General features: G+C 71.9%; 12 protein-coding genes and 1 riboswitch. Of the genes, 4 read left to right on the forward strand and 8 right to left on the reverse strand.

Going from position 1 to position 12,288, the window contains the following annotated elements; genetic code table 11:
• A partial coding sequence (locus CCN42_RS12685; protein WP_107427587.1) for a PTS transporter subunit EIIC occupies window positions 1–1,334 on the forward strand: 1,334 nt, incomplete at its 5' end.
• Here CCN42_RS12685 and CCN42_RS12690 read toward each other — a convergent pair.
• The gene (locus CCN42_RS12690; RefSeq protein ID WP_086735459.1) at window positions 1,321–1,830 is read right to left on the reverse strand and encodes a DUF6624 domain-containing protein; all 510 of its coding nucleotides are present in this window, start codon (window positions 1,828–1,830) and stop codon (window positions 1,321–1,323) included. The two genes, CCN42_RS12685 and CCN42_RS12690, sit on opposite strands and share 14 nt — an antisense overlap.
• A gap of 152 nt (window positions 1,831–1,982) precedes the next feature.
• On the opposite strand from CCN42_RS12690, the gene CCN42_RS12695 reads away from it, so the two are divergent.
• Complete coding sequence (locus CCN42_RS12695) at window positions 1,983–2,552, forward strand: hypothetical protein (RefSeq protein ID WP_086169604.1); 570 nt, start codon at window positions 1,983–1,985, stop codon at window positions 2,550–2,552.
• A gap of 179 nt (window positions 2,553–2,731) precedes the next feature.
• On the opposite strand, the gene CCN42_RS12700 is transcribed toward CCN42_RS12695, so the two are convergent.
• The 5 genes from CCN42_RS12700 to thrC form a co-directional block, all read right to left on the reverse strand.
• Entirely contained in the window at window positions 2,732–3,904 is a 1,173-nt protein-coding gene (locus CCN42_RS12700) for an NADH:flavin oxidoreductase (RefSeq protein WP_169731445.1), read from the reverse strand.
• A 130-nt stretch (window positions 3,905–4,034) separates the two neighbouring features.
• Window positions 4,035–5,657 (reverse strand): chaperonin GroEL, encoded by a 1,623-nt coding sequence (gene groL / locus CCN42_RS12705; RefSeq protein ID WP_086169606.1) that lies wholly within the window; start codon window positions 5,655–5,657, stop codon window positions 4,035–4,037.
• 302 nt (window positions 5,658–5,959) lie between these two features.
• A complete protein-coding gene (locus CCN42_RS12710; protein ID WP_004986573.1) occupies window positions 5,960–6,163 on the reverse strand; it encodes a cold-shock protein in 204 nt (67 codons plus the stop codon).
• Between the two features lie 393 nt (window positions 6,164–6,556).
• Window positions 6,557–6,835 carry a MoaD/ThiS family protein gene (locus CCN42_RS12715; RefSeq protein ID WP_086169607.1) on the reverse strand — a complete coding sequence of 93 codons (279 nt, stop codon included), beginning with the start codon at window positions 6,833–6,835 and terminating at the stop codon, window positions 6,557–6,559.
• Between the two features lie 84 nt (window positions 6,836–6,919).
• The gene (gene thrC, locus CCN42_RS12720) at window positions 6,920–8,245 is read right to left on the reverse strand and encodes a threonine synthase (RefSeq protein ID WP_086735462.1); all 1,326 of its coding nucleotides are present in this window, start codon (window positions 8,243–8,245) and stop codon (window positions 6,920–6,922) included.
• A gap of 18 nt (window positions 8,246–8,263) precedes the next feature.
• Window positions 8,264–8,437, reverse strand: a riboswitch (SAM riboswitch).
• Window positions 8,438–8,605: 168 nt separating this feature from the next.
• Between thrC and CCN42_RS12725 the strand changes: the two genes are divergently transcribed.
• Together CCN42_RS12725 and CCN42_RS12730 are read left to right on the forward strand one after the other, a co-directional pair.
• Entirely contained in the window at window positions 8,606–9,550 is a 945-nt protein-coding gene (locus CCN42_RS12725) for a glucosyl-3-phosphoglycerate synthase (protein WP_086735464.1), read from the forward strand.
• A 71-nt stretch (window positions 9,551–9,621) separates the two neighbouring features.
• On the forward strand, window positions 9,622–11,022 hold the full coding sequence (locus tag CCN42_RS12730; RefSeq protein WP_086735465.1) for an alpha,alpha-trehalose-phosphate synthase (UDP-forming): 1,401 nt from the start codon (window positions 9,622–9,624) through the stop codon (window positions 11,020–11,022).
• Window positions 11,023–11,094: 72 nt separating this feature from the next.
• Here the strand turns inward: CCN42_RS12730 and otsB are convergent, their stop codons facing one another.
• Together otsB and CCN42_RS12740 are read right to left on the reverse strand one after the other, a co-directional pair.
• Entirely contained in the window at window positions 11,095–11,940 is an 846-nt protein-coding gene (gene otsB / locus CCN42_RS12735) for a trehalose-phosphatase (RefSeq protein ID WP_086735467.1), read from the reverse strand.
• Between the two features lie 47 nt (window positions 11,941–11,987).
• A complete protein-coding gene (locus tag CCN42_RS12740) occupies window positions 11,988–12,221 on the reverse strand; it encodes a DUF3263 domain-containing protein (RefSeq protein ID WP_086169612.1) in 234 nt (77 codons plus the stop codon).
• Window positions 12,222–12,288: the final 67 nt, after the last annotated feature.

Raw genomic sequence — 12,288 nt, forward strand, 5'->3', positions numbered from 1 at the left:
TCCTCCCCCTCGTCGGCGGCCCCGGCAACGTCACGTCCGTCGCCCACTGCATGACCCGTCTCCGGCTCGGCCTCGCCGACCGCGGGCTGGTCGACGAGGAGGCCCTGCGCGCCCTGCCCGGCGTGCTCGGCGTGGTGGACGACGACACGTACCAGATCGTGCTGGGCCCCGGCACGGTGGCACGAGTGGCCCCGGAGTTCGAGGCGCTGCTCGCCCCCGGCCCGGCCGGCGGGCTCGCGGCGCGCGGCGAGCGGCTGCGGCAGGAGCGGCGCGAGCGGAACGCGACCCCGGTGAAACTGGCCCTGCGCCGGATCGCGAACGTCTTCGTCCCGTTGATCCCCGCCCTGATCGGCTGCGGCGTCCTGGCCGGCGTCAACGGCCTGCTGGTCAACGCGGGCCTGCTTCCCGGGCTCACCGCGGCCCTCGCCGCGATCAGCTCGGCGTTCATGTCACTGATCGCGGTGTTCGTCGGCCACAACACGGCGAAGGAGTTCGGCGGCACCCCGGTACTGGGCGGGGCGGTCGCGGCGGTCGTGGTGTTCCCGGGCGTGGCGAAGGTGACGGCGTTCGGGCTGCCGCTGACCCCCGGCCAGGGCGGCGTCCTCGGCGCGCTGGCGGCGGCCCTGCTGGGCACCTGGGTCGAGAAGCGCTGCCGCGACCGGATCCCGGCCACGCTGGACGTCCTGCTCACCCCCACGGTGACCGTGCTGGTCGCGGGACTGGCCACGCTGTACGGCCTGATGTACGCGGCCGGCTCGGTCTCCGCCGCGATCGGCACCGCCGCGAACTGGCTCCTCACCACCACGGGCGCCCTCGCCGGACTCCTCCTCGGCGGTCTCTTCCTCCCGCTCGTCATGCTGGGCCTGCACCAGGCCCTGATCCCGATCCACGCCACCCTCATCGACGAGCGGGGCAGCACCGTCCTCCTCCCCATCCTCGCGATGGCCGGCGCGGGCCAGGTCGGCGCCGCGCTGGCGGTCTACGTCCGCCTCCGCCACGACACTTCGCTGCGGACGACGATCAGATCCGCGCTCCCCGCGGGTCTCCTCGGCATCGGCGAACCCCTGATCTACGGCGTCTCCCTCCCCCTCGGCCGGCCCTTCCTCACCGCGTGCGTCGGCGGCGCGGCGGGCGGTGCGTTCCTCGGTGTCTTCGCGATGCTCGGCGACCCGGTCGGCGCGACGGCGATCGGCCCGTCCGGCTGGGCCCTGTTCCCGCTGCTGGCCGGTGAGCGGGGCCTCGCGGCGACGGCGGCGGTCTACGCGGGCGGGCTGCTCACCGGCTATGCGGCCGGGTTCGCCGCGACGTACGCGTTCGGGCTCAGGAAGGCATGAACCGGGCGACGTACGCGTCGAACGGCTCGATGCCCACCCCGGCGCGCAACTCGTCCACCCGCTCGGGCTCGGCACAGGGCCACGGCACGGGCGAGCCGTCCTCCCGCACACCGGCGATCTGGGTGCCGTAGATCTGCTCCCGCCCCTCGTTGACGAGCGTGCGGTCCTTGAGGAACGCCAGCTCGCGCGCCCCGGCCCGGCCTTCGGCCACCGCCGCCTCCAGCAGCCGCAACGCCCGCCGCTGCACGTCGAGCTGCCGGTCGGCGTGCTGGGCGACCAGCCAGGCGGCCCGCGCCGCTTCCTCCCCGACCAGCTCGGCCGTGGGCCATCCCACCTCGTCCATGATCTCGTCCAGCCGGTCCCCGTGCCGGGCGGTGATCCGCCGCCACCGCAACCGCTCGGCGGGGTCTTCGGCGTCGGCGTGGGCGGTGGCCGCGTGGTCGTCCCCGGCCATGCGGACCAGTTCGGCGGCGAGTGCGTTGATGTCCCGAGTCATACGGACACCGTAAAGCCGCAAACAGCACAGAAAGATCATTCCGCGGGACGGTGACAGCGGGCCCCGGTCACCCGGATAATGGATCTACGGCCGCGTGAGCCGCCCGCGCCCGAGGTTCACCTTCCGCACTCCGGCCCCGCAGACTGATAACCATGAACCACGCCCAGCTCACCGCCCTCGGCCGTGCCCTCCGTCTGCTCGGCGAGCACGGGGAGACGCTGACCGCCGACACTCCGGACGCCAGGCTGCACGAGGTGAAGGCGGACCTGCGGCGGGCGCTGGACCTGCTGGAGGAGTCCGTCACCACGGCCGCGCCCAGCACCCGGTGCGCCGAGCATCCGAACGGGCCGGTCGACGAGGCCGCGCCCGATCTGTGCCTGCTGTGCGAGACCCGGCGGCGGGCCGCCCGCCGCGCCGAGTTCAACGGCCCCGGCCCGGCCCAGCAGCCCACCCCGACCGCGCCCTCCCGGTACGGGACGCGGGGTGACCGGCCGCAGCCCCAGCAGCGGTGGCTGCCGGAGCTGTGGAACGGGCAGGAGTGGCAGCTGTGCGGCACCCCGCGCCGGGACCGCCGGGAGGCCGAGCTGTACCTGGCCGCCCAGCGGCGCGGATCGCGGCCCGCCATGGCATACCGGCTGGTGCACGAGTTCACGGACTACGAGGTGCTGCGGGTGTGGGGCATCCCGGTCCGGGTCGACATCGAGCCGATGGGCAATCTGTAGGGCACGGCCAGGCCTTGGCCCCGTCATCTCCGGCTCGCCCGCCGCGGCAGCCTCCAGGGACCCCGCCGCCCGCCGCCGCGGCAACCCGGTCCGGACCGGCAACCCGGCCCGCCCCCGGACAAGCGAACGGCCGGGACGCCCGCCCGGGGCCCCGGCCGTCGCCGCGATCGACGCTCGCGTCAGCTCAGCGTCCGCAGCGCCGCCGCGTCGTACGGCGCCAGTTCGTCGAACCGGCCCGCCAGCACCTTCTGGGCCCACAGCGGGTCCTGGAGCAGCGCCCGGCCCACCGCGACCAGGTCGAACTCGTCGCGCTCCAGCCGGTCCAGCAGGTTGTCGAGGCTGCCGAGCGGGGCGCCCGCGCCGGTGAAGGCGTGGATGAAGTCGCCGTCGAGGCCGACCGAGCCGACGGTGATGGCCTGCTTGCCGGTGAGCTTCTTGGTCCAGCCGGCCAGGTTGAGGTCGGAGCCCTCGAACTCCGGCAGCCAGTAGCGGCGGGTGGAGGCGTGGAAGGCGTCCACACCGGCCGCGGCGAGCGGCGTGAGGATGGCCTCCAGCTCCTGCGGGGTCTCGGCGAGCCGGGCGTCGTACGCCTCCTGCTTCCACTGCGAGTAGCGGAAGACGACCGGGAAGTCCGGGGAGACCGTCTCGCGGACCGCGGTGACGATCTCGGCGGCGAACCGGGTGCGGGCCACCGGGTCGCCGCCGTAGGCGTCGGTACGGCGGTTGGTGCCCGCCCACAGGAACTGGTCGACGAGGTAGCCGTGGGCGCCGTGGATCTCCACGCCGTCGAAGCCGATCCGCTCGGCCGCCGCGGCGGCCTCCGCGAACGCGCCGATCACGTCGTCGATGTCCCGCTGGGTCATCGCCTCGCCGGTGCCCTCGGTGCCGTCGACACGCAGCCCGGACGGGCCGACGGCGGGCGCCTCGGGGAACGGGCGCCGGCCGGCCCTGCGGACCATGCCGATGTGCCACAGCTGCGGGACGATCTTCCCGCCCGCCGCGTGCACCTCCTCGGCGACCTTCGCCCACCCGGCCAGCTGCTCCTCGCCGTGGAAGCGCGGCACCCGGTCGCTCTCGCCGGCCGAGGCATGGCCGACGTAGGTGCCCTCGGTGACGATCAGGCCGACGCCGGCGGCGGCGCGGCGCGCGTAGTACGACGCCACGTCCGCGCCGGGGACGCCGCCCGGGGAGAACTGGCGGGTCATCGGGGCCATCGCGATCCGGTTCGGGACGGTCAGGCCGTTGATCGAGACGGGGCGGGCGAGGATCTGCGCGGCACGGGCGGCCGGGGTGTCGGCGGTGAGGGTCACCAGGAGGCTCCTTGAGGTACCAGGCGGTATGTGCGTGTGCATCGGTCCCCAACCGGGGAGCCGGCCCCCTGATTCCGCCCCGCTCCTGTGACCCCGGACACGCCCGAGGGCGGCACCCCCAGCGAACTGGGAGTGCCGCCCTCGGCGTGGGACGAGTCCGATCCGGAAGGGATCAGAAGTCCATGTCACCGCCCGGCATGCCGCCGCCGGCCGGCGCGGCGGCCTTCTCCGGCTTGTCGGCGATGACGGCCTCGGTGGTGAGGAACAGCGCGGCGATCGACGCGGCGTTCTGCAGCGCGGAGCGCGTCACCTTGGCCGGGTCGATGATGCCTTCCTTGACCAGGTCGACGTACTCGCCGGTCGCGGCGTTCAGGCCGTGGCCCGGGGTCAGGTTGCGCACCTTCTCCACCACGACACCGCCCTCGAGGCCGGCGTTCACGGCGATCTGCTTCAGCGGGGCCTCGAGCGCGAGCTTCACGGCCTGGGCGCCGGTCGCCTCGTCACCCTCGAGCTCCAGCTTCTCGAAGACCTGGGAGGCCTGCAGCAGGGCCACGCCACCACCGGCGACGATGCCCTCCTCGACGGCCGCCTTCGCGTTGCGGACGGCGTCCTCGATGCGGTGCTTGCGCTCCTTGAGCTCCACCTCGGTGGCGGCACCGGCCTTGATGACGGCCACGCCGCCGGCCAGCTTCGCCAGACGCTCCTGGAGCTTCTCGCGGTCGTAGTCCGAGTCGCTGTTCTCGATCTCGGCGCGGATCTGGTTCACGCGGCCCGCGACCTGGTCGGCGGAGCCGGCGCCGTCGACGATGGTGGTCTCGTCCTTGGTGATGACGACCTTGCGGGCGCGGCCCAGGAGGTCCAGGGTCGCGTTCTCCAGCTTGAGGCCGACCTCCTCGGAGATGACCTCGCCGCCCGTGAGGATGGCGATGTCGCCGAGCATGGCCTTGCGGCGGTCACCGAAGCCCGGGGCCTTGACGGCGACGGACTTGAAGGTGCCGCGGATCTTGTTGACGACCAGGGTCGACAGGGCCTCGCCCTCGACGTCCTCGGCGATGATCAGCAGCGGCTTGCCCGACTGCATGACCTTCTCCAGGAGCGGGAGCAGGTCCTTGACGTTGGAGATCTTGGAGTTGGCGATGAGGATGTACGGGTCCTCGAGCACCGCCTCCATGCGCTCCATGTCGGTGGCGAAGTACGCCGAGATGTAGCCCTTGTCGAAGCGCATGCCCTCGGTGAGCTCCAGCTCCAGACCGAAGGTCTGGGACTCCTCGACGGTGATGACGCCTTCCTTGCCGACCTTGTCCATGGCCTCGGCGATCAGCTCGCCGATCTGGGTGTCGGCGGCGGAGATGGAGGCCGTGGAGGCGATCTGCTCCTTGGTCTCGACCTCCTTGGCCTGGTCGAGCAGCGCACCGGAGACGGCCTCGACGGCCTTCTCGATACCGCGCTTCAGAGCCATCGGGTTGGCACCGGCGGCCACGTTGCGCAGGCCCTCGCGGACCAGCGCCTGGGCGAGAACGGTGGCCGTGGTCGTACCGTCACCGGCGACGTCGTCCGTCTTCTTGGCGACTTCCTTGACCAGCTCGGCGCCGATCTTCTCGTACGGGTCCTCGAGCTCGATCTCCTTGGCGATGGAGACACCGTCGTTGGTGATCGTGGGCGCGCCCCACTTCTTCTCGAGGACGACGTTGCGGCCCTTGGGGCCGAGCGTCACCTTCACGGCGTCCGCGAGCTGGTTCATGCCGCGCTCGAGGCCGCGCCGCGCCTCCTCGTCGAACGCGATGATCTTGGCCATGTGAAGTGGTCCCTCCAGGACTGGGGGTGATTCCTTCGGACCGCGCCCGCGCCCGCGACGGACGGCCTGCCTGCCTCGTGGTTCCTTGCCCCACTTGGCCTGCGGCCTCACCGACCCGGTCCTTCGTTGTCACTCTCACCTTCAGAGTGCTAACGCAATGATTAGCACTCGCCCCCATCGAGTGCAAGCGCCTTCGAGGGTCCGGCGGGGACTCAGCGGTCGGCGAACAGCCGCCCGGCGGGTCCCGCACACGCCGAAGGGCCCGCACCGGCGTACGGTGCGAGCCCTTCGGGGTAGATCGTTCAGGCGGTGACGCGAACCATGTCGGCCTGCGGGCCCTTCTGGCCCTGCGAGATCTCGAACTCGACCCGCTGGCCCTCTTCCAGGGTGCGGTACCCGTCCATCTGGATCGCGCTGTAGTGGACGAAGACGTCCGCACCACCGTCGACCGCGATGAAGCCGTACCCCTTCTCCGCGTTGAACCACTTGACGGTGCCCTGAGCCATGCCTAACTCCCCTATTACTGGCCCTTGCACAGATCCACACTTCGCGGATCCGGGTCAGACCTCACCCCCCAGTCGTTGGGGGCGTGCGCCGGAACGCGTCGACCGCGGCTGAATGTATCTGTCCAACTGCCGTCTGCAACAGGTCAATCGGACGAGAAATCCGGGCACCGGTGATCGGTTATTTACGGAGAATTCATCCGGATTCGGGGCAAGTCGGGCCCGGCATAAGGAGCGAAAGGCGCAAAAAGGCCGCCGATTTTGGCTGCTTCTCGACGCAGCCACATCCTGGAAAGTACGGCGGGTTCCCCAACTCTACCGCGCTCAACCACATGGAATTGCCCCCTCCGCATCTCTCACGGAGGGGGCAATTCGATGAACAGCGTGTGACAGCGGTCAGCAGCCGCCGGCGACCGCGGGAATGATCGACACACCGGCGCCGTCCGGCGTGGCGGTCTCCAGCCCCTGCTCGAACCGGACGTCGTCGTCGTTCACGTACACATTGACGAACCGGCGCAGCTTGCCCTGGTCGTCCAGCACACGGGCGGCGATCCCGGTGTGGTTCTTCTCCAGGTCGGCGATGACCTCGGCGAGGGTCGCGCCCTCGGCGGAGACCTCGGCCTGGCCACCGGTGTAGGTACGCAGGATGGTGGGGATGCGGACGGTGACGCTCACGATGAAACCTCCGGTTCAGGGGAAAGACCTAGGGGCACGGGGAACTGCGCGACCGGCCCCCACCGGCCCGCAGCGAACGACGGTCTAGACGAGCCCGGCCTCGCGGAACGACTCCAGGCTGGGACGAATGGTGGCGGTGAGCCCCGTGCCGGCGACCGCGTCGAGCGTCTTCAGACCGTCCCCGGTGTTGAGGACGACCGTCGTGAGCGACGGGTCGAGGGCACCGCTCTCGATCAGCTTGCGGGTGACCCCCACGGTCACACCGCCCGCCGTCTCCGCGAAGATCCCCTCCGTCCGCGCCAGCAGCTTGATCGCGTCGACCACCTGCTCGTCGTTCACGTCCTCCACCGCGCCGCCCGTACGCCGGGCGATGTCGAGGACGTACGGCCCGTCCGCCGGGTTGCCGATGGCCAGGGACTTGGCGATGGTGTCCGGCTTCTGCGGGCGGACCACGTCGTGCCCCGCCTTGAACGCGGCCGACACCGGCGAGCACCCCTCGGCCTGGGCACCGAAGATCTTGTACGGCCTGTCCTCGACGAGCCCGAGCTTGATCAGCTCCTGGAGGCCCTTGTCGATCTTCGTGAGCTGGGAGCCGGAGGCGATGGGGACCACGATCTGGTCCGGCAGCCGCCAGCCGAGCTGCTCGCAGATCTCGTACGCGAGGGTCTTGGAGCCCTCCGCGTAGTACGGCCGCAGGTTGACGTTGACGAAGCCCCAGCCCTCGCCCGCCGGGTCGCCGATCAGCTCGGAGCAGAAGCGGTTCACATCGTCGTAGTTGCCCTCGATGCCGACCAGCTCGCCGCCGTAGACCGCGGCCATGACGACCTTGCCCTGCTCCAGGTCGTGCGGGATGAACACGCACGAGCGGAAGCCGGCGCGGGCCGCCGCGGCACCCACCGCACCGGCCAGGTTGCCGGTGGAGGAGCAGGAGAGGGTGGTGAAGCCGAACGCGCGGGCGGCCTCCAGGGCCTGCGCGACCACACGGTCCTTGAAGGAGTGGGTCGGGTTGCCCGAGTCGTCCTTCACGAAGAGCTTGCCGGCCTCGACACCCAGCTCGCGGGCCAGGTTGTCGGCCTGGACGAGCTTCGTCCAGCCGGGGTTGAGGTTCGGCTTGCCGGCCACGTCGGCCGGGACGGGGAGCAGCGGCGCGTACCGCCAGATGTTCGCGGGGCCCGCCTCGATGCGCCCGCGCAGCTCCTCGGCGTCGTACGCGGAGAAGTCGTAGGCGATCTCCAGCGGGCCGAAACACTCCTCGCAGGCGAAGACCGGGCCGAGCGGGACGCGGTGGCCGCACTCGCGGCAGGACAGCGCGGCGGCGGGGCCGAGGTCTACCGTGGAAGGGGAAGCGGAGTCGGAAGCAGTCGAAGCCGCAGCGGAATTCGTGGTGCTTGCAACAGTCTGCACAGCCATGTGAGGCGAGGCCCTTTCTCCTCATCTTCCTCACGACGCACTTCGCCGTGAGACGGATTTGGCACCTTCCCTAGCCGGGAGCCTCGCGAAAGCGATCAATACGATCGGCGTGATCGGCGGTGATCTACGAGACCGGCTGGAGGGTTGCCGGGGCTTCATCGGGCCGTGTCCCTCTGCCCCTCTGGATGAGCTGTATGCGGTTGTGGAACGCGGGCGACCCCCGACATGCGATGGTCATCAGCGTTGTCCAAGACTGTAACCGAAGGCCAGGACAGTTGAGATAGTCGTCCGAACCGCGAGATGGATCACAACACAGACCGATCATCGCCACTCGCCGAGAACGCTAAGGAGCCGCGCACTGTGCTGGAAGAAGTCGAGCGCTGGCTGAGCACCCGCTCCTGGTCCGTGACCGATCGACCCCTCCACAAGATCCTGGCCGCCAAACGCGCCACGGGCCAGACGGTCAGTGTCGTGCTGCCCGCGCTCAACGAGCAGGAGACGGTGGGCGACATCGTCGCCGCCGTCCGCCGCGGCCTCATGCGGCAGGTCCCGCTGGTCGACGAGGTCGTCGTCGTCGACTCGGGCTCCACCGACCGCACCTCCGAGGTGGCCGCCGCCGCGGGCGCCCGCGTGGTGCACCGCGACGAGATACTCCCGCGCATTCCGGCCGCCCCCGGGAAGGGCGAGGTGCTGTGGCGGTCCCTGCTCGTCACGAGCGGGGACATCGTCTGCTTCGTCGACGCGGATCTGCGGGAGTTCTCCCCGGACTTCGTGTCCGGGATCGTCGGCCCGCTGCTGACCGATCCGGAGGTGCACCTCGTCAAGGCGATGTACGACCGGCCGCTGGGCACCGCGGCCGGGCAGGGCGGCCGGGTCACCGAGCTGATGGCCCGCCCGCTGCTGAACATGCACTGGCCGCAGCTGGCCGGGTTCGTCCAGCCGCTCGGCGGCGAGTACGCGGCGCGCCGCTCGCTGCTGGAGCGGCTGCCGTTCCCCGTCGGCTACGGGGTGGAGCTGGGCATGCTGGTCGACGCGCTGCACCTGGTGGGCCTGGACGCGCTCGCCCAGGTCGACGTCGGGGTGCGCAGGCACCGGCACCAGGACGGGCAGGCGCTCGGCCGGATGTCCGCCGCCATATACCGCACGGCCCAGCTGCGGCTGGCCCGCTCCCATCTGGTCCGGCCGCAGCTGACCCAGTTCGAGCGGGTCGGGAACGGCTTCGAGCCGCGGACCTACTCGGTCGACACGGAGGAGCGGCCGCCGATGGCGGAGATCGCGGAGTACGCGGCCCGCCGGGTCGCGTAACGCGCCGGAGCCTCCGGTATACGGCCGAACCGTACGTTTGAGCGGTTGGGGGGCGGGCTAGGTTGAGGACCATGGCTTCGACGTCAGGTGCTGCACAGGTACTGGTGGCCTCCAACCGTGGCCCCGTCTCCTACCAGGTTCGCGACGACGGTTCGCTGCACGCCAAGCGGGGCGGCGGCGGACTGGTGTCCGGACTGTCGGCGATCGGGCCGGACGCGGGCGCGCTGTGGGTGTGCTCCGCGCTCGGCGACGGCGACCGCGAGGCGGTGCGGCGCGGGATCGGCGAGGACGGCGTGCGGATGCTCGACATCCCGGCCGAGGTCCACGCCGACGCCTACAACGGCATCGCGAACTCGGTGCTGTGGTTCGTCCACCACATGCTGTACCAGACGCCGCTGGAGCCGGTGTTCGACGCGGAGTTCCGGCGCCAGTGGGCGTCCTACGAGACGTACAACCGGGCCTTCGCCGAGGCGCTGGCGGCCGAGGCGGCCGAGGGCGCCGCGGTGATCGTGCAGGACTACCACCTGGTGCTGGTCCCCGGCATGCTCCGCGAGCTGCGCCCCGACCTGAGGATCGGGCACTTCTCGCACACCCCGTGGGCGCCGCCGGAGTACTTCCGGATGCTCCCCGACGACATCGCGCGGGCCGTGCTGCGCGGCATGCTCGGCGCGGACCGGCTCGGCTTCCTCACCCGGCGCTGGGCGGACGCGTTCACCGCGTGCTGCGAGGCGTTCGCGGGCGGGGTCGGCGACACCCGGATCGGAGTCCACGGCCTCGGCGCGGACGCCGACTTCCTGCGCCGGCGCGCGCACGAGGCGGATGTCGAGGAGCGGATGACCGCGCTGCGCGCCGAGATCGGCGAGGGCCGCAAGGCGATCGTCCGGGTCGACCGCACCGAGCTGTCCAAGAACATCGTCCGCGGCCTGCTCGCCTACCGGCAGCTCCTCGCCGACCACCCCGAGTGGCGCGAACGCGTCGCCCACGTCGCCTTCGCCTACCCCTCCCGTCAGGACCTCGCCGTCTACCGCGACTACACGGCGGAGGTGCAGCGGCTGGCCGCGGAGATCAACGACGAGTACGGCACCGCGGACTGGACCCCGGTGGTCCTCCACGTCAAGGACGACTTCGCCCGCTCCCTGGCCGCCTACCGCCTGGCCGACGTGGCCCTGGTCAACCCCATCCGCGACGGCATGAACCTGGTCGCCAAGGAGGTGCCGGTCGTCTCCGACCAGGGCTGCGCGCTGGTGCTGTCCCGGGAGGCCGGCGCCCACGAGGAGCTGGGCGAGGACGCGGTCACGGTCAACCCGTACGACATCGTGGGCACGGCGGACGCGCTGCACCGGGCCCTCACCATGCCCCTGTCCGAACGCGCGGACCGCACCAAGCGCCTCACCGCCGCCGCCACCGCCCTGCCCCCGGCCCAGTGGTTCCTGGACCAGCTGACGGCGCTGACCGGACAGAGCGGCAGCTGACCGGGCCGGCCGGGACTCCGGCCGGCCGCCCGGCAGCCGTCGGCGGTCGGCGCGGTCGGGCGGCCGGCCGGGTCAGGACAGGTGGTCCGCCAGCGTCCTCAGCAGGGCGACGACACCTTCCGGGCCGTCGGCCACCACGTCCGCGCGTTCACGCAGCTCGGTGACCTCGTCGCTGCCGCTGCACACGAGCAGGCCGGGGGTGCCGTCGGCGCGGAGCTTGTCCACGGCGGTGTAGGCGGGCAGGTCGCCGAGGTCGTCGCCGGCGTAGAGGACCACGCGGGCGCCGATCTCGCGGACGTGGCGCTCCAGGGCCACGCCCTTGTCCATGCCCGGCGGGCGCAGTTCGAGGACCATGCGGCCGGGTTCGACGATCAGGCCGTGGCGGAGGGCGAGGTCGCCGAGCGGGGTGCGCAGCGCCTCGAACGCGGCCTGGGGGTCGGCGGCGCGGCGGGTGTGCACGGCGACCGCGTGTCCCTTGTCCTCGGTCCGGACCCCCTCCATGCCGGTGAGGAGGCCCGGCAGCGCGGCGCGCACGGCGGCCACGCCGGGGTGCGGATCGGGTGTGGTGACCTCGCCGGTGGCCGCGTCCCAGCGTTCGGCACCGTAGTGGCCGAGGACCACCAGGTGCTCCAGGCCGGGGGCGTCCGCGAAGCCGCCGTGCCGCACGGCGACCTCGGCCGGACGGCCGGTGATCACCGCGACGGCGGCCACCTTCGGGGCGAGTGCGGTCAGCGCGGGCACCGCGTCCGGGTGGGCGCGGGCCTGCTCGGGGTCGGCGACGATCGGCGCGAGGGTGCCGTCGAAGTCCAGGGCGATCACCGCCTCGCCGGGGCGGGCCAGCAGGGCGCGCAGGCCGTCGCGCCCCTGCGGGGTGACCGGTTCGGGAAGGTCCGTCGTGTGTGTGTCAGGGCTGCCCATAGGGCGAACCTAACCGCACGGGGCCGTGCCGAACCGTGAACCCGGCCTCATCGCTCGGCCCGTCGCGCCTCCCGGACCCGGCGGAGCCGGTTCACCGTCACCGGGTCGTGCGCCAGGGCCCGCGGGTCGTCGAGCAGGGCGTTGAGGAGCTGGTAGTAGCGGACCGGGGCGAGGCCCAGTTCCTCACGGATGGCGCGTTCCTTCGCGCCGGGGCCGGGAAAGCCCCGGCGCTCCAGCGCGAGGATGTCCTGCTCCCGTCGGTTCAGCGGCCCACGCTCCATACGGGGAACGTTAACCGTCCGCACTGACAGGCACCCCTGGTCCCCTCAGTCCGCGTCCGCCGCGCTC

Source organism: Streptomyces glaucescens (genome assembly GCF_002154375.1).
Lineage (GTDB): Bacteria > Actinomycetota > Actinomycetes > Streptomycetales > Streptomycetaceae > Streptomyces > Streptomyces glaucescens.

Excerpts from the sequence above, each read along its gene's own strand:
- CCN42_RS12740 (WP_086169612.1), bottom strand. The coding sequence starts at position 12,221 with ATGGAGCGTGGGCCGCTGAACCGACGGGAGCAGGACATCCTCGCGCTG.
- CCN42_RS12700 (WP_169731445.1), bottom strand. The coding sequence starts at position 3,904 with ATGCACACGCACATACCGCCTGGTACCTCAAGGAGCCTCCTGGTGACC.
- groL (WP_086169606.1), bottom strand. The coding sequence starts at position 5,657 with ATGGCCAAGATCATCGCGTTCGACGAGGAGGCGCGGCGCGGCCTCGAG.
- CCN42_RS12730 (WP_086735465.1), top strand. The coding sequence starts at position 9,622 with ATGGCTTCGACGTCAGGTGCTGCACAGGTACTGGTGGCCTCCAACCGT.
- otsB (WP_086735467.1), bottom strand. The coding sequence starts at position 11,940 with ATGGGCAGCCCTGACACACACACGACGGACCTTCCCGAACCGGTCACC.
- thrC (WP_086735462.1), bottom strand. The coding sequence starts at position 8,245 with ATGGCTGTGCAGACTGTTGCAAGCACCACGAATTCCGCTGCGGCTTCG.
- CCN42_RS12690 (WP_086735459.1), bottom strand. The coding sequence starts at position 1,830 with ATGACTCGGGACATCAACGCACTCGCCGCCGAACTGGTCCGCATGGCC.
- CCN42_RS12695 (WP_086169604.1), top strand. The coding sequence starts at position 1,983 with ATGAACCACGCCCAGCTCACCGCCCTCGGCCGTGCCCTCCGTCTGCTC.
- CCN42_RS12710 (WP_004986573.1), bottom strand. The coding sequence starts at position 6,163 with ATGGCTCAGGGCACCGTCAAGTGGTTCAACGCGGAGAAGGGGTACGGC.